The sequence below is a fragment of the Micromonospora sp. NPDC005979 genome (genome assembly GCF_040614415.1).
GTDB lineage: Bacteria > Actinomycetota > Actinomycetes > Mycobacteriales > Micromonosporaceae > Micromonospora.
Genome location: NZ_JBEXUR010000016.1, coordinates 106299 through 128102, shown reverse-complemented (window position 1 = coordinate 128102; position 21804 = coordinate 106299). Strand labels below are relative to the sequence as shown.

19 protein-coding genes are annotated in these 21804 nt (G+C 71.9%); 9 read left to right on the top strand and 10 right to left on the bottom strand.

The genetic code is table 11. The features are described from left to right. Positions 1-11: 11 nt before the first annotated feature. From ABZ272_RS24725 to ABZ272_RS24710, 4 genes are read right to left on the bottom strand one after another with little or no spacing between them, the layout of a single operon-like run. Positions 12-1493 carry a 2-hydroxymuconic semialdehyde dehydrogenase gene (locus tag ABZ272_RS24725; protein ID WP_355052326.1) on the bottom strand — a complete coding sequence of 494 codons (1482 nt, stop codon included), beginning with the start codon at positions 1491-1493 and terminating at the stop codon, positions 12-14. Between the two features lie 23 nt (positions 1494-1516). Beyond that, positions 1517-2854 (bottom strand): NAD(P)/FAD-dependent oxidoreductase, encoded by a 1338-nt coding sequence (locus ABZ272_RS24720; protein WP_355052285.1) that lies wholly within the window; start codon positions 2852-2854, stop codon positions 1517-1519. Next, on the bottom strand, positions 2851-4131 hold the full coding sequence (gene kynU, locus ABZ272_RS24715) for a kynureninase (RefSeq protein WP_355052284.1): 1281 nt from the start codon (positions 4129-4131) through the stop codon (positions 2851-2853). The genes ABZ272_RS24720 and kynU overlap by 4 nt, the downstream gene beginning before the upstream one ends. 14 nt (positions 4132-4145) lie before the next feature. Continuing rightward, entirely contained in the window at positions 4146-5048 is a 903-nt protein-coding gene (locus ABZ272_RS24710) for a tryptophan 2,3-dioxygenase family protein (RefSeq protein WP_355052283.1), read from the bottom strand. 146 nt (positions 5049-5194) lie between these two features. Here ABZ272_RS24710 and ABZ272_RS24705 point away from each other — a divergent pair, with 146 nt between their 5' ends. From ABZ272_RS24705 to ABZ272_RS24695, 3 genes are all read left to right on the top strand, one after another. Continuing rightward, complete coding sequence (locus tag ABZ272_RS24705) at positions 5195-5632, top strand: Lrp/AsnC family transcriptional regulator (protein WP_355052282.1); 438 nt, start codon at positions 5195-5197, stop codon at positions 5630-5632. 364 nt (positions 5633-5996) lie between these two features. Beyond that, the gene (locus tag ABZ272_RS24700; RefSeq protein ID WP_355052325.1) at positions 5997-6470 is read left to right on the top strand and encodes a hypothetical protein; all 474 of its coding nucleotides are present in this window, start codon (positions 5997-5999) and stop codon (positions 6468-6470) included. A gap of 156 nt (positions 6471-6626) precedes the next feature. Further along, positions 6627-7403 (top strand): class F sortase, encoded by a 777-nt coding sequence (locus ABZ272_RS24695; RefSeq protein WP_355052324.1) that lies wholly within the window; start codon positions 6627-6629, stop codon positions 7401-7403. Here the strand turns inward: ABZ272_RS24695 and ABZ272_RS24690 are convergent. Then, positions 7349-8128, bottom strand: coding sequence for a TioE family transcriptional regulator (locus ABZ272_RS24690; protein ID WP_355052281.1), 780 nt, complete (start codon positions 8126-8128; stop codon positions 7349-7351). The two genes, ABZ272_RS24695 and ABZ272_RS24690, sit on opposite strands and share 55 nt — an antisense overlap. Before the next feature lie 54 nt (positions 8129-8182). On the opposite strand from ABZ272_RS24690, the gene ABZ272_RS24685 reads away from it, so the two are divergent. After that, the gene (locus ABZ272_RS24685) at positions 8183-9769 is read left to right on the top strand and encodes a DUF6194 family protein (RefSeq protein WP_355052280.1); all 1587 of its coding nucleotides are present in this window, start codon (positions 8183-8185) and stop codon (positions 9767-9769) included. Between the two features lie 105 nt (positions 9770-9874). On the opposite strand, the gene ABZ272_RS24680 is transcribed toward ABZ272_RS24685, so the two are convergent. Further along, entirely contained in the window at positions 9875-10411 is a 537-nt protein-coding gene (locus ABZ272_RS24680) for an HNH endonuclease (RefSeq protein ID WP_074313833.1), read from the bottom strand. Positions 10412-10570: 159 nt separating this feature from the next. On the opposite strand from ABZ272_RS24680, the gene ABZ272_RS24675 reads away from it, so the two are divergent. The 3 genes from ABZ272_RS24675 to ABZ272_RS24665 all read left to right on the top strand — a co-directional run bounded on the left by ABZ272_RS24675 (position 10571) and on the right by ABZ272_RS24665 (position 13849). After that, the gene (locus ABZ272_RS24675) at positions 10571-11737 is read left to right on the top strand and encodes a mechanosensitive ion channel family protein (protein ID WP_355052279.1); all 1167 of its coding nucleotides are present in this window, start codon (positions 10571-10573) and stop codon (positions 11735-11737) included. A 237-nt stretch (positions 11738-11974) separates the two neighbouring features. Next, positions 11975-13351 carry an MFS transporter gene (locus tag ABZ272_RS24670; protein ID WP_355052278.1) on the top strand — a complete coding sequence of 459 codons (1377 nt, stop codon included), beginning with the start codon at positions 11975-11977 and terminating at the stop codon, positions 13349-13351. Between the two features lie 66 nt (positions 13352-13417). Then, a complete protein-coding gene (locus ABZ272_RS24665) occupies positions 13418-13849 on the top strand; it encodes a globin (protein WP_355052277.1) in 432 nt (143 codons plus the stop codon). A 27-nt stretch (positions 13850-13876) separates the two neighbouring features. Here the strand turns inward: ABZ272_RS24665 and ABZ272_RS24660 are convergent, their stop codons facing one another. From ABZ272_RS24660 to ettA, 4 genes are all read right to left on the bottom strand, one after another. Continuing rightward, positions 13877-14461: a YbjN domain-containing protein gene (locus tag ABZ272_RS24660; RefSeq protein ID WP_355052276.1), complete on the bottom strand. Its 585-nt coding sequence runs from the start codon at positions 14459-14461 to the stop codon at positions 13877-13879. A 132-nt stretch (positions 14462-14593) separates the two neighbouring features. Beyond that, the gene (locus tag ABZ272_RS24655) at positions 14594-15310 is read right to left on the bottom strand and encodes a hypothetical protein (RefSeq protein WP_355052275.1); all 717 of its coding nucleotides are present in this window, start codon (positions 15308-15310) and stop codon (positions 14594-14596) included. Next, a complete protein-coding gene (locus ABZ272_RS24650; protein WP_355052274.1) occupies positions 15307-15753 on the bottom strand; it encodes a thioesterase family protein in 447 nt (148 codons plus the stop codon). The genes ABZ272_RS24655 and ABZ272_RS24650 overlap by 4 nt, the downstream gene beginning before the upstream one ends. Then, the gene (gene ettA / locus ABZ272_RS24645) at positions 15746-17422 is read right to left on the bottom strand and encodes an energy-dependent translational throttle protein EttA (protein ID WP_355052273.1); all 1677 of its coding nucleotides are present in this window, start codon (positions 17420-17422) and stop codon (positions 15746-15748) included. The genes ABZ272_RS24650 and ettA overlap by 8 nt, the downstream gene beginning before the upstream one ends. A 329-nt stretch (positions 17423-17751) precedes the next feature. On the opposite strand from ettA, the gene ABZ272_RS24640 reads away from it, so the two are divergent. Further along, entirely contained in the window at positions 17752-19152 is a 1401-nt protein-coding gene (locus tag ABZ272_RS24640) for a trehalose-6-phosphate synthase (RefSeq protein WP_355052272.1), read from the top strand. Between the two features lie 41 nt (positions 19153-19193). After that, positions 19194-21755, top strand: coding sequence for a trehalose-phosphatase (gene otsB / locus ABZ272_RS24635; protein WP_355052323.1), 2562 nt, complete (start codon positions 19194-19196; stop codon positions 21753-21755). Positions 21756-21804 lie beyond the last annotated feature (49 nt).

The window sequence follows — 21804 nt, the reverse complement described above, 5'->3', positions numbered from 1 at the left end:
CACTCCCCCGGTCACGACAGGTCCACGCAGACGTTTGTGAGTTCGGAGTAGAAGTCCAGCGAGTGCACGCCGCCCTCCCGACCGATGCCGGACGCCTTCACCCCGCCGAACGGGGTTCGCAGGTCCCGCAGGAACCAGGTGTTGACCCAGACGATGCCGGCGTCCAGCCGCGCCCCGGCCCGGTGCGCCACACCGACGTCCCGGGTCCACACCGTCGCCGCCAGGCCATAGTCGGTGCCGTTGGCCAGGGCGTACGCCTCGTCCTCGGTGTCGAACGGCGCGACGTGCACCACCGGGCCGAAGATCTCCTCCCGGTTGGTGCGGGCGTCCGCGCCGAGGCCGGCGAGCACCGTGGGCTGCACGTACGAGCCGCCGTCCCGGGCGTCGCCGAAGGTGGGCGTACCGCCGCCGGTCAGCACCTCGGCGCCCTCGGACCGGGCCAGGTCGTACGCCCCGAGCACCTTGGCCCGGTGCTGCGGTGAGATGAGCGGCATGGTGGCCGTGGCCTCGTCGGTCGGCCAGCCGTACGCCAGCTCGCCGGCCCGCTTCGCCAGCCGGGCGGTGAACTCCTCGAAGACCGGCCGCTGCACGTAGATGCGCTCGGTGCAGAGGCACACCTGACCGCCGTTGGTGAAGCTGGACCGCACCGACCCGGCGATCGCCGCGTCCAGGTCCGCGTCGGCGAAGACCAGGCCGGCGTTCTTGCCGCCCAGCTCGAAGCTGACCGCCTTCACCCCGTCGGCGGCGGCCCGCATGATCGCGCCGCCGGTGGCCGACTCGCCCGTGAAGGTGATCGCGTCCACGCCCGGGTGGCGGGTCAGGAACTCCCCCGCCGAGTCCGGACCGAAGCCGTGCACGAGGTTGAACACACCCTCGGGTACACCGGCGGCGGCCATCACCTCGGCCAGCACCGTCGCCGAGGCGGGTGTCTCCTCGCTGGGCTTGACCACCACGGCGTTGCCGCAGGCCAGCGCCGGGGCGACCTTCCAGGTGAGCAGCAGCAGCGGCAGGTTCCACGGCACGATGACGGCGACCACGCCGACCGGTTTGCGGACCGCGTAGTTGAGGGCCCGGCCACCGGTCGGGGTGACCGTGGTGAACGACTCGGTGGGCGCGGTCGCCACGATCTCGGCGAACGCCCGGAAGTTCGCCGCGCCGCGCGGGATGTCCAGCGTACGGGCCTGGGCGATGGACTTGCCGGTGTCGGCGACCTCGGCGGTGACCAGGTCGTCGAAGCGGCGTTCCAGCTCGTCGGCGACCCGACGCAGCACCTCGGCGCGCTCGCGTTCGCCCATCCGGCCCCACGGCCCGCGCAGGGCCGCGCGGGCGGCGGCGACCGCGTCGTCCACGGTGGACCGTGACGCCTCGGCCACCTCGAAGACCGGCTCGCCGGTCACCGGGCTGACCTTGGTGAACGTCGACCCCGCGTCGACGAACTCGCCGCCCACGAAGTTGCGCAGCCGTGGCAGCCCGGCCGGCGCGTGGCCGGTCATCAACGTCGGGTCCCAGAGGTTCGTCACGCGCGCCTCCCTCGGTTGAGCACCGCCGTGATCGCACCGGCCAGCAGCAGCGCCGCCCCACCGGCGACCGCGCCGAGCACCCGGTGCTGCCGGCGCACCCGGCGGCGCACCTCGGCGTACGGGGTGGTGGAGAAGGACACCAGCTCGTACTGCGAAACGTACCGGCCGGGCAGGGCCCGTTCCAGCGCGTGCTCCACCCGCCGTCGTGCCTGGAAGACCGGGGACGCGACCTTGTCCCGCATCTCCACGAAGTTGGTCAACGCCATCTGCGCGATGGCCTCGGCGTTCTCCTGCCGGCGGCGCTGGAACAGCGGCAGCGCCGCCGTCCACTCGTCGGCGCACTCGTCGAGGCAGCGGTCCAGCTCGACGACGTCCTCGAAGGCGCAGTTCGCGCCCTGGCCGTAGAACGGCACGATGGCGTGCGCGGCGTCGCCGATCAGGCCGACCGTCCCGTTGACCTGCCAGGGCGTGCTGCGGACCGTGCCCAGCACACCCACCGGGTTGTGCTGATAGTCGTCCACCAGGGCCGGGGCCAGCGGGACCACGTCCGGGTACCGCTCGGCGAAGTGCGCCCGGATCGCGGCCGGATTGTCCAGGGCGGCGAAGCTGCCGGCCCCCTCGTTGGGCCAGAACAGCGTGCAGGTGAACGAGCGGTCCGGGTTCGGCAGCGCGATCATCATCGACGTGCCGCGCGGCCAGATGTGCAGGGCGTCCGGGTCGAGGGCGAAGTCCCCGCCCAGCGGCGGGATCGTCAGCTCCTTGTAGCCGTAGTCGAGGAAGTCCACGCTCTCGCTCAGCAGCCCGTGCGCCAGGAGCTGCCCGCGTACGGCGGAGCCCGCGCCGTCCGCGCCCAGCACCACGGACGCCTTGGCGGCGACCGGGCCCTGCGGGGTGTCGAAGCTCAACGAGCCGTCGGTCGGGTCGAGCCCGACGAGACGGTGGTCGAAGACGACCCGCACCCCGGGCAGCGCGGTTGCGGCGTCCAGCAGGGCGTTGTTCAGCGCGCCCCGGCTGATCGAGTTGATCGCCCGGTCGCCGGCCGCGCTGTACGACTGGAACTGCGGCTCCCCCTCGACCGGGTGGATCATCCGGCCGCGCATCGGCAGCGCGTCGGCCATCACCTGTTCGGCCAGGCCGATCCGGCGCAGCGCGTCCAGCCCGCGCTCGGAGAGCGCCAGGTTGATCGAACGCCCGCGCTCGGCCGTGCCGGTGCGCGGGTCCGGCCGCCGCTCGTACAGGGCCACCGGGTAACCCCGCCGGGCCAGGAAGCAGGCGGCCAGGCACCCGGCCAGGCCGGCTCCGATGATCGCGACCTCGTCGCGCCGGGCCGTCACGGGTTCACCTGCCCCACGGTCGCGGCCAGTGCGGCGGCGGCCCGCCAACAGTCGAGGTACGTCGAGTAGAGCGGCACCGGGGCGAATCGGACCACGTCCGGCTCCCGGGCGTCGGCGATGACGCCGTGTTCGTACCGTAGGCGTTTGGTCAGCTCGGCGGCGCTGCCGGCGCCGATGCGGACCGAGAGCTGGCAGCCCCGCCGCGCCGGGTCGTGCGGGGTGACCACCCGCAGCGGCCGGTCGGCGGTGACCTCGTCGAGCAGCGATTCCAGCCAGCCGGTGAGGCGCAGGCTGCGGGCGCGCAGCGCCGGCATGCCGACCGCGTCGAACAGCTCCAGCGAGGTACGCACCGGGCCCATCGCGAAGATCGGCGGGTTGGAGATCTGCCACGCCTCCACGGTGGACGGTGGGCGGGACACCGGCGTCATCTCGAACCGGGTGGCCGCCGCGGTGCTCCACCAGCCCTCGAAGCGCGGCAGGCCGGGGTCGCCGAGGTGGCGCTCGTGCACGAAGACGCCGGCCAACGCCCCGGGACCGGAGTTCAGGTACTTGTAGGAGCACCAGGCCGCGAAGTCGACGTCCCAGTCGTGCAACGCGAGGGGCACGTTGCCGACCGCGTGGGCGAGATCCCAGCCGACCACCGCGCCGGCCGCCCGGCCGGCGGCCGTGATCGCCGGGATGTCCAGCAGCTCACCGGTCAGGTAGTTGACGCCGCCGAGGAGCACCAGCGCCACCCGGTCGCCCTCGGCGGCCAGGTAGTCGGTGACGTCCTCGGTCCGCAGCGCGTCCTCGCCCGGGCGGGGGCGCAGCCGGACCACCGCGTCGTCCGGGTCCAGGCCGTGGAAGCGGGCCTGGCTGCGCACCGCGTAACTGTCCGAGGGGAAGGCGGAGTCCTCGATGACGATGCGGGTACGCGCGCCGGCCGGGCGGTAGAAGCTGACCATCAGCAGGTGCAGGTTGACGGTGAGCGAGTTCATCACCACGGCCTCCGCGGGCCGGGCGCCGACCAGTCGGGCGACCGGGCCCGTCAACAGCTCGTGGTACGGCAGCCAGGCGCGCTCGGCCTCCAGGTGCCCCTCGACGCCGAGCCGCCCCCAGGCGTCCAGGTCGGCGAGGAGCTCGTCGCGGGTGGCCCGGGGTTGCAGACCGAGCGAGTTACCGGCCAGGTACGCCGATTCGGGGTGGTCGCCGCCGTCGGCGGGCGGCACGTGGAAGAGGTGCCGGTGACCCGGGTCGGCCTCGTCGAGGCGGTACGCCTCGTCAACAGGAATGTGCATGTCTCGCTCTCCGGTCACATCGCGGTGCGGGCCGACCACAGCTCCGGGAAGACCACCCGGGCCATGCTCCGTTGCAGCCACGCCAGGCCGGCGGAACCGCCGCTGCCGACCTTCGCGCCCATCGTCCGCTGCACCGCCTTGACGTGGTTCCAGCGCCAGTCGCCGAACTCCTCGGCGACACCGCTGAGCGCCTCGCCGAGCAGCCGCAGGTGGTTGTCGGGGCCGTTCTCGGCGTAGATCCGCACCCAGGCGGCCTCGACCTGCGGCTGCGGGTCGTGTTCGACCGCCACGTCCCGGTCCAGCACGTCGGCCGGGATGTCGAAGCCGCGCCGGGCCAACAGCGCGACGACGTCGTCCCAGAGGCTCGGGGCGGCCATCGCCGCGCTCAGGGCGGCGTGCACCTCGACCTGCCGACGGAACGGGCGGATCAGCGCCGGGTCGCGCAGCCCGAGCAGGAACTCGAGGTGCCGGTACATGGCGGACTGGAAGCCGCTGCCCTCGCCGAGCAGGTTGCGGAACCGGTTGAAGTCGGCCGGAGTCATCCAGCGCAGGCCCTGCCAGGCGGCGTTCAACCCCTCCAGGTGCAGGGTGGCCCGGCGCAGCGGGGCCAGCGCGTCCCAGATCCGGTCGGCGCGCAGCAGTCGCTGGGTCTCGCGCAGTTCGTGACAGGTCAGTCCGAAGTACAGCTCCATGATCTGACTGACCATGAGGAACGACATCTCGCCGGGATCGTCGCTGAGAGGTTGCTGCAACTGGTGCAGCGCGCTGGCACGCACGTACGCGTCGTACGGCACCAGGTCGGCGAACTCGAGAGTCGGCTCACCGCCGTTGCGTGCGGCGCGTGCCGCCCGTTGTCGCGGGGTCACCGGTCGCACCGTGGCGACGCGGTTCGAGGCCCGCCGCTCCGTCGATTCCACCAGTCGTCTCCCTTCCCCGAACTGCCGACGTCATGATCTCGCGGTGGGATCGGCGTACGGAATGCCGGATCAACGGGACTTGCCGTCCTGACCTGACGAACGGAAGGCAGCTAGGCGAATCCGGTTCACGAAAGTAAGGTGCGAGCGTGGACGACATGGACTGGGCGCTGCTGCGCGAGTTGCAGGCCGACGCCCGGCTCTCCTTCAGTGAGTTGTCCCGCCGGGTGCACCTGTCCCCACCGGCGGTCGCCGAGCGGGTCCGCCGGCTTGAGGAGACCGGCGTGATCACCGGCTACCACGCCCACGTCGACCTGACCCGGGCCGGCCGTACGGTGGTCGCCCTGATCCGGATGTCCTGTTACGGATCGCGGTGCATCCTGCACGACCCGGAGGTGTCCCACTGGCCAGAGATCCTGGAGATCCACCGGATCACCGGTGACGCGTGCAGCATGCTCAAGGTGGCCGCCGGCTCGATCGGGGACTTCGAAACCGTCATCGACCGCCTGGCCCCGTACGGCCAACCATCGAGCACCATGGTCCTGTCCTCCCCCCTCCCCTGGCACCCCATAACCCCCCACACCTAACCCCCCACCCCACCCGCCCCACCCCTCCACCACCCCTCCCCCCGCGCCGATCTTGCACTTTCTGTCGCCGAAATACGAGGAATGCCCCGGTACGCGACGACAGAAAGTGCAAGATCGCGGAACGCCAGGCGCAGCCCCAGGGGGTCGATCATGGAGTTGTGGTGGGTAAATGGTGCTTAGATGCGCCTTTTGCGGGGCACCACGACTCCATGATCGACGCGTCGGAGGGGGGTGGGGTTTGCCTTTGGGGTGGGGGGAAAGCAGCGCGCGTGCCCAGGGGAGGGTTCCGGCGGTCGTCGCCGGTTGGGGGGAAATCATGCAGGGTCTTCGCACGATCAACCGCGCGCTCTCGTCCGCTCTGACACTGGTCGGACTTATCGGGGCGTTCGTCCTGCTGTCGGTCACGCCGGCCCACGCGGGTGAGAACACCTTCGTCGAAGTGACACCGAACAGCGTCCCGGCGGGCAGCCGGGTCACGATCCGCGCGAGCTGCGACAACAACAACGACCGGCAGGCGAACGTACGGTCCGACGCGTTCGGGCACGTCATGCTCAGGCCGGACAACGGCTTCCTCAAGGGGGAGGTCACCGTTCCGGGCAACAAGGAGCCCGGTGACTACCAGGTCGACCTGCGCTGCCAGAACAACCAGACCGCGCAGACGATGCTGACCGTGCTCAACATGGCCTCGCCCAGCAAGGGGCCGGCGACGGGGGGCGGCGGCACCGCCGGCGGCCGGGGAACCGGCTCGGTCCTGGTCCTCGGTGGCGTGGCACTGGTGGCCGCCGCGGTCGCGCTCGGCATGATGGGCGGTCGGCGTCGGCCCGGAGCCGGCTCCTGACCCGGAGCTGCCATGACCCGCAGATCCGCGCGTACGCGGCCGGACGGCCCTGCCCGCTCGACGCGGTCGGACGGCCCTGCCCGCTCCACGCGGTCGGACCGCTCGGCCCGCTCGACGCGGTCGGACCGTTCGGCCCGCGTTCGGGCCGCGAGGACGCTGCGCGCCACCGGTCGGCTGGTGGCCCGGGCCTCGGGCCGGCTGCGGCGGGTCGCCGGGCAGGCGGTCTCCGCCAGTGTCGCCACCACCGACCCGGACGCGCGCCCGCTGCCGCCACGCCGTCCGGGCGGGCCACCGTTAGCCCGCCGTCGGCTGGGCGGCGACGGGCCGGGGTTGCCGGTCCTGGTCATCGCCACGCTGATGGTGCTGATCGTGGCGATGCTCGGCGTCGAACGGGTGACCGGGGTGAGTCTGCTGCCGGACCGGATCAGCGCGGGCCTGCGGCCGCCGCCGAAGAAGTTCCCGGTGCTGCCGGCCAGCCCGCCGACCGCCCTCGCCATCGACACGATCGACCTGCGGGCGCCGCTGCACGACGTGGGCATCGCCCCGGACGGCACCATCGCCGTGCCCGACGTGGCCCGCGCCCAGGAGGCCGGCTGGTACGACCAGGGACCCACCCCGGGGCAGTACGGGCCGGCGGTGGTCGTCGGGCACGTGGACACGACCACGGGCCCGGCCGTGTTCCACCGGCTCCGGGAACTGCGCTCCGGCGACCGGGTCGACATCACCCGCGCCGACGGTCGGGTGGCGGTCTTCGAGGTGGATTCGGTGGAGCGGTTCAGCAAGGAACGGCTACCGGTGGACGAGGTGTACGGCGACTTCAGCCGGCCCAGCCTGCGACTGATCACCTGCGGCGGCCGGTGGGTGGGTGGCGAGACCGGTTACTCGGACAACCTGGTGGTCTTCGCCTCGCTGGTCGAGGCCCGTGGCGGGTGACCTCCCGCGTCGCCGTCCAGGTAGGCGGCGAGGCGGGCGGCCCCGGTGAGCATGGCCCGGCCGCGCTCGGTGAGCCGTCCGCGCCATTGGGCCAGCGACGCGGCCAGTGGTTCGGCACCGCCGGCGTCCCGTACGTGACGCAGCACGTCGGCGATGTGGCTCAGCCGGTACCCGCCCCGGCGCAGCAGGTGGGCGAGTTCGGCGTCCCGGACGTCGTCGGGCGAGTAGACGCGATGGCGGGTGACCCGGTCACGCTCCGGTCGCAGGATTCCGGCCGACTCCCACTTGCGCAGCGTCGCCGGTCGTACGCCGAGCCGGTGCGCGAGCGCGCTGATCGGTACGGCCCGCCGGGTCTGCGGCGCGGGCTTCGTGGCGGTGAGCGTGCTGACCGCCACCTCGACCGCGTCCAGGGTCTCCCGGTCGCGCCGTAGCAGGCCGTGGCCGTCATCGATCGCCCGCAACGCGGTGTCGAGCTCGCCCCGGTTGACGGCGCGCATGATGTCGCCGCCGGCCGCGTGACCGTGGCCCGCGACGAGGGCTAGGTAGGCGTCAAGTGCCCGGGCGTGCGTCTCGGTGAACCGGCGGTACCCGCTGGCGGTGCGCTCGGCCGGCGGCAGCACACCGTCGCGTTCGTAGTTGCGGACGGCCTGCGCCGACAGCCCGTGCCGCCGCGCGAGGTCGATCGGTCGGCGTACCCCGTGGTTTGAGGGTTTTGGGGTGACCACCGTGCTCCCTCACTCTGAAGTCTCAACCGGTGGTTCAACGATACGGTCGATGCAATGACCACTCTTCTCGACCTGCTCGGCGGCTCACCGACCCTGCTCGCGATCGGCGAGCCGACGCATGGTGAATCCGCCTTCCTCCAGATCCGCAACGACACCTTCCTGACGCTGGCCGAGCACGGCTACCGCTCCATCGCCGTGGAGAGCGACCGGGCCGCCGGGCTCCTCGCCGACGAGTTCGTGGACGGCGGAGGCGTGCCGCTGGACCGCGCGCTCGCCGAGGGATTCAGTCACGGCTTCGGCGCCGCCCCGGCCAACCGTGACCTGCTGCTGCGCATGCAGGCGTGGAACGACGGACGACCCACCGGGCAGCGCCTGCGGTTCCACGGTTTCGACGCGCCGCTGGAGATCGAGGGCGCCCCGAGCCCGCGCCGACACCTGACGTTCGTGTGCGACTTTCTCGGCCTGGACCGGTCGGCGGAGATCGACGACCTGGTCGGGGACGAGGCCCGGTGGAGTGACACGGCCGCCGTGTGGGAGCCGGGCCGGTCCGTCGGACGCTCGACGGACGCCCAGCGGCTGCGGGTTCTCGCCGACGACCTGCTGACCGAGCTGTTTCTCCAGGCGCACCGCCGGTCCGCGGGCTGGCAGGCGGCCCACGTGCACGCCACGTCCGCGGTCACGTTGCTGCGGTACCACGCCGCCGCGGCGGCCGACCTCGCGCCGGAGGAACGGTTCGCGCGCCTGGCCGGGGTCCGGGACGCACTGATGGCCGAGAACCTGCTCGCGATCCGGGCGGTCGAGGCCGACCGGGGACCGACGCTGGTCTTCGCGCACAACACGCACCTGCAACGCCATCCGGCCACCATGACGATCGGTGGCGCGACGGTGTCGTGGGCCGGTGCCGGCGCGATCGTCGGGGCGCTGCTGGGCGAGCGGTACGCGGTGGTGGTCGGCGCCCTCGGCGCGAGTCCCGCGCTCGGCATCGACGCGCCCGCCGCGTCGACCTACGAGGGTCGGCTCCAGCAGCGGGGCAACCTCCCCGGGTACGTCCCGACGGCCGACATCGCGCCGGCCGAGCGCAGGACGCACGACTACCGCTACGTCCCGCTGGACCGGGCGACCATCGACAACGCCGACGCGGTGCTGCACATCCCGACCGGCGTCGACGCGGCCGTGCTCGCCGAGCGGATCGGCGCGCTGCCCGGCGTCGAACAGGTGGTGGCGAGCGCGGAGAACGGGTCACCGGAGGCCGCGTGGGGTGACCGCTTCTTCCACGTCGGGCCGGACCGCCGCCAACCGTTCGCCACCATCGTCGAACACGACGTGCCCGACTTCGACGAGGCCGGACAGCTCGACCGCCCCGGCGTCTTCCGGCTGAACCTGGAGCTGGGCCGGACCGAGTTCGAAAGGGTGTTCGGCTTCGCGCCGGCGGCCTTCGAGGAGCACCGGGACGACTTCGACTACGCCCGGCTGGACACCCTCACGCCGCACCCGGGCTACGCGCTGTACGGCTTCGCCAGCATCGTGATGCCCGGTCCGCAGATGCTGCCCGAGGTCGACCGGCTCCTCGCGATCGCGCACCGGCGGGCGGTCGACCGGCACGAGCGCGCGACGCGCCGGGCCGCCGGCCAGCAGGACTGAGCCCGCGCCGCTCGAACCAGACACCGAGCGCCCGACGCCGGCCCCCCGGACGGCCGTCCTGGGCCGCGGGGCGCGCGGGTGCGGCCGGGCCCGCACGGGTACGGGTCAGGCTGCCGCTTCGGGCTCGCGCAGGTCGAGCCAGTCGGCCCAGCGCGGGTCCGGAGCGCGGTGCCCGAGGACCCGCCACGCGGTGCCCTTCGGGGCGGCCGGCAGGGCGTGCAGCCGCCAACCCAGCTCGGCCGGGGTCTTGTCGCCCTTGGTGTGGTTGCACCGCGCGCACGCGGCGACCACGTTCTCCCAGGCGTGCCGGCCGCCCCGGCTACGGGGGAAGACGTGGTCGATGGTCTCGGCCGGGCCCCGGCAGTAGGCGCACCGCCAACCGTCCCGGGCGAAGATCGCCCGGCGGGACAGCCCGACGTGGGTGCGGTAGGGCACCCGGACGAAGCGGGTCAGCCGCACGACCGACGGCACCGGCAGCGCGTCCCGGGCGCTGTGCAGGATGCCGTCGCCGTCGGCGACGCAGACGGCCTTGGCCGAGAGGACGAGGATCGCGGCGCGACGCACCGACACGACACACAGCGGCTCGTAGGTGGCGTTGAGAACCAGCGCGCCGGAGCCCACCGTGGGTCGTATGTCAGGCATCGCGATCACCCTCCCGGTTCAGCGGCTGCTGCGAACCCGCCGCCGACCGGAGTTGGGCACGATGGCCCGCACCGTCGACGCCCGTTCGATCACCGACGTCCGTTGCGCCAATAGTCCCTGATCGGACCCCGGATTGCACGTACTAATCCAGGGTCGGATGTGAAGCTCTTTTCCGCACCTGTCACGATGGCCGGTTCGCCCCGGTCCGATCCGGCGCTCCGGCGCATCTCACCCGGCTGGTGGGTCGGCGGCGGCCGGTCGGAGGTGTTGCGGTACGAAGACAGGGTGAGTGCCGCCAGCGTGACGCCCCTTGCCCTGCCCGACGTCGTCTCGGTGAACTGTCAGGGCAGTTCCTCCTGTGAGTTCCTCTACCGCATGACCAGGTCGGAATGGTTCGCCGAGGGCAGCTACTGGATCCTGCTCAAGCCACTGCGGGTCCTGCTGATCCTGGCGCTGGCGATGGTGGCGCGCTGGGCGCTGCACCGGACGATCGACCGGCTGGTCCGGACGACCACCGACGGCGCGGTGCCGACGATGCTGCGGCCGCTGCGCGAGCGGGTGCCCACGGCGGCGGTCGACCCAGCCGAGTTCGTGCCGGAGCGGCGGCGGCAGCGGGCCGAGGCGATCGGCTCGGTGCTGCGCAGCCTGACCACGGCGTTCGTCTTCGGCATCGCGCTGTTGATGATCCTGCGCGAGTTCAGCTTCGACCTAGCGCCGCTGCTGGCCAGCGCCGGCATCGCCGGCGTGGCGCTGGGCTTCGGCGCGCAGAGCCTGGTCAAGGACCTGATCGCCGGTCTCTTCATGCTCATCGAGGACCAGTACGGCGTGGGCGACAACGTCGACCTCGGCGAGGCGACGGGCGTCGTGGAGTCGGTCGGGCTACGCGTCACCACGGTCCGGGACGGACGTGGCGTGCTCTGGTACATCCGCAACGGCGAGATCATCCGGGTGGGCAACAAGAGCCAGGGCTGGGCGCTGGTGGTGGTGGACCTGCCGATCGGCTTCAGCGGTACGGAGGAGGCCAGCGCGGTGCTGCGTACGGCCGCCGCGTCGGTGGCGGTGGACCCGGACCTGTCGCCGGAGATCGTGGAGGCGCCGGAGGTGCTGGGCGTCGAGCAGATGACGGTGGACGGCGCCGTGATCCGCACGGTGGTCAAGACGACTGCCGACGGCCAGTTCGCGGTGGCCCGGGAACTGCGGCGCAGGCTGGCGGAGGCGTTGGAGAACTCGGGGATCACCGCGCAGATCGCCGCCGCCCGCATCTATCCCGGTGTGCCGAGCCGGCCCCTGCCGGAGGGTGAGACCGGTCAGGGTGGCGCCACCTGACCCGGTGGCACTGGCCGGCAATCCAGGGGTCGCGGTCCACCCGGCCCCTGGAGTATCGTCCGTTCGTTCAGTCGGGGATGCGACGAACGATCCGTTCGCCCTAGCTAGTCGTCGGACGATCGGGCAGAATCCCGAAGCACGCGTTCCCGCTGGAGCGCGGTCACGTCCTCGCTGATCCGACAGATCTGACGAGTGTTCCCGGCCCGGCGGCCACAAGCGGCCGTGCCCGGGGGCCCGATGGAGGCGACGGTGCCCGACGAGCGACCTTCCGCGGAAGGTCCGGCCACTTTTCGCGAAGTGTTTGCCCAACGTGAGTTCCGGGCTGTCTTCACCGCCGGGTCGCTGTCCTGGGTCGGTGACTACGTCGCCAAGGCCGCCGTGACCCTCCTCGTCTACCAGCAGACCAGGTCCGTCGCGCTCTCCGCGGCCGCGTTCGCGGTGAGCTACCTGCCGTGGCTGCTCGGTGGTCCGCTGCTCGCCGCGCTGGCCGAGCGGCACCCGTACCGGCGGGTGATGGTGGCGTGTGACGTCATCCGGATGGTGCTGATGGTGCTCATCGCCCTCCCTGGTCTGCCGGTCCCGCTGGTGCTGGTGCTCCTCTTCGCCACCACGCTCGCCAACCCGCCCAGCCAGGCGGCGAAGTCGGCGCTGATGGCGCGGATCCTCACCGGAGACCGGCTGGTGGTCGGACTCTCGTTGAACAGCAGCGTCGGGCAGGCCGCACAGGTCGTCGGGTACCTGTTCGGCGCCGCCGTCGCCTCGATCGACCCGACCGTCGCGCTGCTGTTCAACGCCGCGACCTTCGGCCTCTCGGCGCTGCTGCTGCGCTTCGGCGTCCGGAATCACGCCGCGATGTCCACCGCCCACCGCGGCCACCTGCTGCGGGAGACCGCCGAGGGCTTCGGGATCGTCTTCCGTACGCCGGTGTTGCGGGCCATCGCGGTGCTGGTGTTCAGCGCGATGCTCTTCTCGATCGTCCCCGAGGGGCTGGCCGCCGCCTGGGCCAACGAGGACGCCCGGAGCGGCATGGCCGCCGGTACCGCGCAGGCCGTCATCATGGTCGCCAGTCCGGTGGGCTTCATCCTCGGCGGGCTGCTGGTGAGCCGGTTGTGCGGCCCGGCCCGCCGGTTGGCCATGATGCGCCCGCTCGCGGTGCTCGCCCCGCTGGCGCTGGTGCCCGCGCTGTTCGATCCGCCACCGCTGGTGGTGGCGCTGCTGGCCGCCCTGTGCGGCTTCGCGGTCGCCGGCATGCTCCCGATGGCCAACGGGCTGTTCGTCCGGGCCCTGCCGGACGGGTTCCGGGCTCGCGCGTTCGGCGTGATGGCCACCGGCGTGCAGGTCATCCAGGGCGTCGCCGTGCTGGTCACCGGGTTGCTCGCCGAACGGTTCCCCCTCCCGGTGGTGGTCGGCGTCTGGAGCGCCGCCGGGGTGCTGCTGATGGCTGTCGCCACCCTGCGCTGGCCGAGCCGGCAGACGGTGGAGGAGGCGGTGGCGGCAGCCACGGCCGCCAACGTCGCGCGGGCCCGCGCGGTGGGCGACGTCGCCGTCAACGGGACGACGGCGCTCACCGACCCTCGGGCAACCGGAGGCCACCGCCGGCACGCGGTCACGTGATCCACAGGGTGAGCCGACGCACGGCCTCCGGGTCGGGTCCGCAGCCGGCGCACCTGGCAGGATGGAATGGTGAACCCCGCAGGTGAATCCGACCGTCCCGACGCGTCGATGACGCTCTTCGAAGCGGTCGGCGGCGAACCCACCTTCCGCAGGCTGGTGGACGAGTTCTACGTCGGCGTCGCCAGCGACCCGCTGCTGCGACCCATGTACCCGGAGGAGGACCTGGGCCCGGCGGCCGACCGGTTGACCCTGTTCCTGATGCAGTACTGGGGTGGGCCGAACACGTACTCCGCGCAGCGCGGTCACCCGCGACTGCGGATGCGGCACGCCCCGTTCCGGATCGGTGTGGCCGAGCGGGACGCCTGGCTGCGGCACATGCGCCAGGCGGTGGACCGGCTCGACCTGGAACCGCCGCTCGCCGTCGCCCTCTGGGACTACCTGGAGCGGGCCGCGTACTTCATGGTCAACGCCATGGAGGACCCGGCCGAGCGCGCCTGACGGCGCGCACCGGGCGTACGGGCCGTCTCAGAGCAGGGCGCCCTCGTCGTGCAGCCAGTCCACGAAGCTGGTGGCCACGGCCGCGCCGCAGTCGAGCATCTCGACCAGCAGCGCGTCGTGCGTACCGGCGCCGAGGGGGACCTGAAGCTCGGCGTAGATCGGTAGCTGACCGCGCTCGGTCGGATCGCCGATGTACGCCTTGCAGAAGCGGCGGGTGTGGTTCCACTCGTTGACCACCCGGTAGGCCCGGTCGGCCCAGTCCGGCGGGACCGTGGCGTGCGGGCGGGCCCGCATCACCAGGATCTCGTCCTCCGGGCCCTCGAGGGTGACCAGCACGGCGTGGCGCTCCCACATGGCCAGCAGGTTGCCGTCACCGTCGGCCAGGTAACGCACGTCGAGAAGGTCGAGTGCGTCACAGACCCGGCGCAGGCTCACCGGCTCGATGGTGGCCGCCATCTCGGCCAGTACGGGTCGGTCGCTGCCCGGGCAGTCGTCCCCCGGCTGGCGAGGACTCGGCGGCCCGACCCGGACCGCGCTCTCCACTGTGATCCCGCTTCGGGTTTCCGGATCACCGCCGTCGGCGGGACCGGGGCGCCATGACCACCACGGCATCGCTCGTCGCACCTCACTCCCCAGCGGATCCAGACGCCTACGGTGCGTTGGATCCGAGGATGGACGGTACCCGGACAGCCGGGTTGAAGCACCCCCCCAACGACCCCACCGGCCCAGAAGAATGAATGGGGGTCATCCGTTCGGACGAGTAGAGAGGGGAGTCACGGCGAGATCGGTAGCCTTCTGCAACCAGGCCGCTCCGTACGGTCCCACCAGGCCCACCCAACGTCCGGCGACCCTCACCCGCACGCCGGCGCTCGCCGAAGGGGCAGCCGGCTCGTCGACCGCGCCGAGGAAGCCCATCCGGACCAGTCCCTGCACCAGTCGCTGCGGCACCTCGACCGGTGGGCCCGGCGGATCGTCCGGCGTGACCACCACGGCCACGTGGTCGAGCAGCGCGTCGCGCAGGGCCCGCTGACCCACCGCTCGGCCCGCCACCCCCTCGGCACTCGCCGTACGCAGGGTGCCCGCCGCCGCGTCCGCGATCCGGCGCATCTCGACGCCGGGCAGCACCTCGACCGGCTCGCTGCGCGCGGGCGGCAGGGGCCAGCGCCACTGCGCGTCCCGGCGCGCCGGCAACGCGGTACCGCCGCGTCCCAGCTCGGCCAGCAGGTCGGCCGCGCCCACGGTGACGTCCCCGGCGGCGTCGCCGGCCACCGTGGAGGCGACCAGCACCTGCCACGGCAGCCGGGCCCACAGGACGACCCGCCCGGGAGCGCCGGCCGGCCGCAGCCGCACCGGCGCCGCCGGGTCCAGCCGGACCAGCCGGGCCAGGAAGGCGCCCGCGTCGGCCACGCCGGCCAGGCCGTGGCCGGACGGCGACGCCGCCACCCGTTCCGGCCGCGTCACGAGCCGCCGCCCTGCGGGGCGTATGTCAGCAGGAAGTCCCGCTCCTCGACGGTGATCCGCCGGGGCACCTGACGCGTCAGGTCGAACGGCACCAGCACCGAGCGGGCGCGACTGGCCAGCACCTCACCGTCGTACAGCTCGTAGGCGACGGTGAACCGGGACGCCTTGATCTCCTCCACCCACAGCTCGATGCGGACCGTCGGCGCGGACTCTGCGGTGGCCCGTCCGAGCGCGTAGTCGACCGGGCGCAGGTAGTCGACCTCGTGCCGGCGGATCACCACCCCGTCGGCGAACGAGCCCACTCCCCAGGCCCGGCCACCGGCGAACATCAACGCCACCCGCGCCTCCTCGTACAGCGTGAGGAAGCGCGAGTTGTTGACGTGTCCGTACGCGTCCAGGTCGGACCAGCGCAGCGTGCAGTGGTAGACGAACCGGTCAGTCACGGGTCAGCTTGCGGTAGGTCACCCGGTGCGGTCGGGCGGCCTCCGCGCCGAGGCGGTCGATCTTGTTCTTCTCGTACGCGTCGAAGTTGCCCTCGAACCAGAACCACTTGGCCGGGTCCTGGTCGTCGCCCTCCCAGGCCAGGATGTGCGTGGCGACCCGGTCCAGGAACATCCGGTCGTGGGAGATGACCACGGCGCAGCCGGGGAACTCCAGCAGGGCGTTCTCCAGGCTGGACAGCGTCTCCACGTCCAGGTCGTTCGTCGGCTCGTCGAGCAGGATGACGTTGCCGCCGATCTTCAGGGTCAGCGCCAGGTTGAGCCGGTTGCGCTCACCGCCGGAGAGCACCTTCGTCGGCTTCTGCTGGTCCGGGCCCTTGAAGCCGAACGCCGCGATGTACGCCCGCGACGGCATCTCGACCTTGCCCACCATCAGGTAGTCCAGACCGTCCGAGACGACCTCCCAGACGGTCTTGTCGCCGTTGAGGCCCTCGCGGTTCTGGTCGACGTACGACAGCGAGACGGTCGGACCGACCCGCACCTCGCCGCCGGTCGGCTCCTCCAGCCCGACGATGGTCTTGAACAGGGTGGTCTTGCCGACGCCGTTCGGGCCGATGATGCCGACGATGCCGTTGCGCGGCAGCGAGAACGACAGGTTGTCGATGAGCAGCCGGTCACCGAAGCCCTTGCTGAGGTTGTTCGCCTCGATGACCGTGCCGCCCAGCCGCGGACCCGGCGGGATCTGGATCTCCTCGAAGTCCAGCTTGCGGGTCTTCTCCGCCTCGGCGGCCATCTCGTCGTACCGGTCGAGGCGGGCCTTGGACTTGGTCTGCCGCGCCTTGGCGTTGGAGCGGACCCACTCCAGCTCCTCGGTGAGGCGCTTCTTCATCTTGGCGTCGCGGCGGCCCTCGACGGCCAGCCGGGCGGCCTTCTTCTCCAGGTAGGTGGAGTAGTTGCCCTCGTACGGGTAGGTCCGGCCGCGGTCCAGCTCGAGGATCCAGTTGGCCACGTTGTCGAGGAAGTACCGGTCGTGCGTGATCGCCATGACCGTGCCGGCGTACTTGGCCAGGTGCTGCTCCAGCCAGGAGACGCTCTCCGCGTCCAGGTGGTTGGTGGGCTCGTCGAGCAGCAGCAGGTCGGGCGCCTCCAGCAGCAGCTTGCAGAGCGCGACCCGGCGCCGCTCACCACCGGAGAGCTGGGTCACGTCGGCGTCCGGCGGCGGGCACCGCAGGGCGTCCATCGCCAGTTCGAGCTTGGAGTCGACGTCCCACGCGTCGAGGTGGTCCAGCTCCTCCTGGAGCTTGCCCATCTCCTCCATCAGCTCGTCGGAGTAGTCGGTCGCCATCTGCTCGGCGATCTTGTTGAACCGCTCCAGCTTGGCCTTGGTCTCGGCGACCGCCTCCTCGACGTTGCCGAGGACCGTCTTGGCGTCGTTGAGCGGGGGCTCCTGCGCGAGCATGCCGACGGTGTAGCCGGGCATGAGCCGGGCCTCGCCGTTGCTCGGCTTGTCCATGCCTGCCATGATCTTGAGGAGGCTGGACTTACCGGCGCCGTTCGGGCCGACCACACCGATCTTGGCGCCCGGCAGGAAGTTCAGCGTCACGTTGTCCAGCACGACCTTGTCGCCGTGCGCCTTGCGCGCCTTTTCCAGGACGTAGATGAACTGGGCCACGGTGCGGGCTACCTCCGTCGGTTTGCTGTCGCCTGAGTGGGCGGCGCGGCGCGAGCTGACACCTCCGCCCGCCGCCGCCGGCCGGGAGCCGGCCACGCGCACGCCATCGTCAATCCTGACAGGTACGGCGCGCTTCGCCCACATCACCCCGCCCCAGGAGTACGCCGGCGAGCCGCGCCGCCTCCGATCGTCGGGCTGTCGACAAGATCACCTTCAGGATTCACCGCACACTGGGCGGGTAGGAGACTCCGGCACGGGGGCCCAGACACCGCAGCTACGCTCAGTACGCTCATCGCGGTGGACCCGTCAGTACCCGGAGGTGGCCGATCGTGACCGTCCGTAGCTCCTTTGTCGTAGTGGCGAACCGTCTGCCGGTCGACGAGGTGAGCACACCCGAGGGACGGCAGTGGCGACGCAGCCCCGGTGGGCTCGTCACCGCGCTGCATCCCGTACTCGCCGAGCACCAGGGCACCTGGGTCGGCTGGGCCGGCGGCACCGGCGCCGCCCCCGAGCCGTTCGACCTGGAGGGCATCCGGCTGCACCCGGTCCCGCTGAGCGCCGAGGAGTTGGAGCGCTACTACGAGGGCCAGTCCAACGCGACGATCTGGCCCCTCTACCACGACGCGGTGGAGACACCGGCGTACAAGCGTCGCTGGCGTGAGGCGTACCGGCTGGTCAACGCCCGGTTCGCGGAGGCCGCTGCCGACGTCGCGGCCGAGGGCGCGACGGTCTGGGTGCAGGACTACCAGCTCCAGCTGGTGCCGGCCATGCTCCGCGAGCTGCGCCCGGACCTGCGGATCGGCTTCTTCCTGCACATCCCGTTCCCGCCGATCGAGCTGTTCATGCAGATGCCGTTCCGTACCGAGCTGCTGCGCGGTCTACTCGGCGCGGACCTGGTGGGCTTCCAGCAGCGGTTGGCCGCGCAGAACTTCGTCCGGCTGGCCCGGCACCTGCTCGGGCTCCGGTACGAGGGTCAGATGATCCAGGTCGACGGTCGGCAGGTGAAGGCGGGCGCCTTCCCCATCTCCATCGACACGCAGGAGATGGAGCGGATGGCGGCCGACCCGGCGATCCAGGCGCGGGCCAAGCAGATCCGCGCCGAGCTGGGCGACCCGAAGACGATAATCCTGGGCGTGGACCGGCTCGACTACACCAAGGGCATCGAGTTGCGCCTGAAGGCGTTCCGCGAGTTGCTTGCTGACGGAAAGTTGACAGTTCCGGACGCCGTTATGGTGCAGGTGGCCACGCCGAGCCGCGAGCGCGTCGAGCACTACCAGGCACTTCGGGTCAAGGTCGAGCGCGAGGTTGGTCGGATTAATGGCGAATTCGGCCGAGTCGGCGTGCCTGCCGTGCATTACCTCCATCAGTCGTACAGTCGCAGTGAACTGGCCGCGATGTACGTTGCTGCGGACGTGATGATGGTGACCCCGCTGCGAGACGGCATGAACCTCGTGGCCAAGGAGTACGTCGCATCCCGTGCCGACCAGGGCGGTGCGCTCGTGCTCAGCGAGTTCGCTGGCGCCGCAACGGAGCTGCGCCAGGCATTCCTATGTAACCCGCACGACCCGGACGCGGTGAAGGACGCCCTGCTCCGGGCCGTGCACGTGGAGAAAACCGAGGCACGCCGCCGGATGCGGACAATGCAACGTCACCTGCGTACCCACGACGTGGGGCACTGGGCCAAGTCTTTCCTCTCCGAACTGGGAGTTTCCGAGGCGGAGGCCGCGTGAACACGGCCGTCAACGACGGAACGGCGATCGCCACCGGGGTGATGGACCCCGAGCTGCGATCCGCCATCGGCCGGATCGCCCGGGTTCCGCAGCTCCTGATCGCCTGCGACTACGACGGCACACTCGCGCCGATCGTGGAGGATCCCAGCACCGCCGTACCGCTGCCCGAGTCGGTGGCCGCGATCCGCGCGCTCGCGGCGCTGCCGCAGACGAGCGTGGCCGTGGTCTCCGGCCGCGCCCTGCGCGACCTGGCCGCGCTCTCCCGGCTGCCCAGCGAGGTACACCTCGTCGGCAGCCACGGCTCCGAATTCGACATCGGCTTCGTCGAGCGCCTCTCCCCCGAGCTGGTCGCGGTCCGCACCCAGGTGCGCAACGCGCTGCGCGAGATCGCCGCCGAACACCCGGGCATCCGGCTCGAACGCAAGCCGGCCAGCGTCGCGGTGCACACCCGGGGCGTCGACCCGCAGGTCGCCGCCGCCGCCATCGAGGCCGTCCGGAACGGCCCGGCCGCCTTCGACGGCGTCACCGTGACGCAGGGCAAGGAGGTCATCGAGCTGTCCGTGGTGGCCACCCACAAGGGCACGGCCGTCGACCAGCTACGGACCCAGCTCTCGGCGAGCGCGGTGCTCTTCATCGGCGACGACGTCACCGACGAGAACGCCTTCGGCAACCTGCACGGGCCGGACCTCGGTATCAAGATCGGCCCAGGCGACACCAAGGCGAGCTTCCGGGTGGCCGAGCCGATCGAGGCCGCCCGCGCGCTCGGGCTGCTGCTGGAGACCCGCCGGCACTGGCTGTTCGGCGAGCGGGCGGTGCCCATCGAGCGGCACTCGATGCTGGCCAACGGTCGTACCGTCGCCCTGCTCACCCCCGAGGCGAAGGTGAGCTGGCTCTGCCACCCCAAGCCGGACTCGGCGGCGATCTTCGCCGACCTGGTCGGCGGCAGCCCGGCCGGTCACTTCAGCATCGCCCCGGAGCGTGGCGGCATCCCGCTGGGCCAGCGCTACCGCTCCGGAACGATGACCGTCGAGACCCGGTGGTCCGGGCTCACCGTCACCGACTGGCTGGACAAGCCGGCCCGCGAGACGACGCCGGACGGTCCCGCCGTGGTCACCGGCGACTCGACCCTGGTCCGGGTCCTCAGCGGCAACGGCCGGGTCCGGGTGGAGTTCGCGCCGCGCCCCGAGTTCGGCCAGGTGGCCGTGCAGTTGCAACCCGTCGGCGACGGCCTGCTGGTGCTCGGCTCGAACGAACCGGTCGCCCTCTACTCCCCCGGGGTGGAGTGGCAGGTCAACAACGACGGTGGGTACGAGACCGCCAAGGCGGTCGTCGACCTCTCCGCCGCTGGTGGGCAGGTCGTGCTGGAGCTGCGCTTCGGCACGCACAGCCTGGAGCACCACCGGGTGCCGATCCACGAGCGGCAGGCCGCGGCCGAGCAGCCGTGGAAGGACTGGGTGGCCTCGCTGCGGCTGCCGTCCACCTCCCGTGACCTGGTCGCGCGCAGCGCCCTCACCCTGCGCGGGCTCTGCCACGAGACGACCGGCTCGATCCTCGCCGCGGCCACCACCTCCCTGCCGGAGGAGCTGGGCGGCGTCCGCAACTGGGACTACCGCTACTGCTGGCTGCGCGACGCCGCGCTGACCGCCCGCGCGCTCGTCGACCTCGGCTCCATCGACGAGGCCGAGGCGTTCCTGCGCTGGGTGGACGGCTGCATCGAGCGCACCGGCGGCCACCCGGAACGGCTGCATCCGCTCTACACCATCGACGGGTACGAGTTGGGCGCCGAGGCGGTCATCGACACGCTGCCCGGGTACGCCGGCTCCCGTCCGGTCCGGGTCGGCAACCTCGCCAACCACCAGCTCCAGCTCGACGTGTTCGGCCCCATCGCCGACCTGATCGCGGCCGTCGCCGACGCACGCGGCTCGGTCCGCGACGACGAGTGGCGGGTCCTGGAGAACATGGTCGAGGCGGTCCGCCGCCGCTGGCACGAGCCCGACCACGGCATCTGGGAGGCGCGGCTGCCACCCCGGCACCACGTCTTCTCCAAGGTGATGTGCTGGATGACCGTCGACCGGGCGCTGCACGTGATGCGTCAGCACGGCGGCGAGGACCGGCCCGAGTGGACGGACCTGCGCGACCGGATCGGCGCCAACGTGCTGGAGCACGGCTGGCACGACGACGTCGAGGCGTACAGCGTCGCGTACGGGGACGAGGACATGGACGCCTCGTCGCTGTGGATCGGCCTCTCCGGCCTGCTCCCGGGCGACGACCCGCGCTTCCTGTCCACGGTCCTGAAGATCGAGGCGGACCTGCGCAGCGGCCCGGTCGTCTACCGGTACCACTGGGACGACGGCCTGCCCGGCCGCGAGGGCGGTTTCCACATCTGCACGGCGTGGCTGATCGAGGCGTACCTGCGCACCGGCCGCCGCACCGACGCGGAGGAGCTGTTCGCGCAGATGGTGCTGACCGCCGGTCCGACCGGCCTGCTCCCCGAGCAGTACGACCCGCTCGCCGAGCGCGGCCTGGGCAACCACCCGCAGGCGTACAGCCACCTCGGGCTGATCCGCTGTGCCCTGCTGCTGGACAACATGCTCAAGCAGTAACGACAGCACGTACGACGACCGGCCGGAGCAACGCTGCTCCGGCCCGTCG

Coding starts and splice junctions, on each gene's coding strand:
- ABZ272_RS24725 (WP_355052326.1), bottom strand. CDS start 1,493: ATGACCGGCCACGCGCCGGCCGGGCTGCCACGGCTGCGCAACTTCGTG.
- kynU (WP_355052284.1), bottom strand. CDS start 4,131: ATGCACATTCCTGTTGACGAGGCGTACCGCCTCGACGAGGCCGACCCG.
- ABZ272_RS24685 (WP_355052280.1), top strand. CDS start 8,183: ATGACCACTCTTCTCGACCTGCTCGGCGGCTCACCGACCCTGCTCGCG.
- ABZ272_RS24680 (WP_074313833.1), bottom strand. CDS start 10,411: ATGCCTGACATACGACCCACGGTGGGCTCCGGCGCGCTGGTTCTCAAC.
- ABZ272_RS24670 (WP_355052278.1), top strand. CDS start 11,975: ATGGAGGCGACGGTGCCCGACGAGCGACCTTCCGCGGAAGGTCCGGCC.
- ABZ272_RS24665 (WP_355052277.1), top strand. CDS start 13,418: ATGGTGAACCCCGCAGGTGAATCCGACCGTCCCGACGCGTCGATGACG.
- ABZ272_RS24660 (WP_355052276.1), bottom strand. CDS start 14,461: ATGCCGTGGTGGTCATGGCGCCCCGGTCCCGCCGACGGCGGTGATCCG.
- otsB (WP_355052323.1), top strand. CDS start 19,194: ATGGACCCCGAGCTGCGATCCGCCATCGGCCGGATCGCCCGGGTTCCG.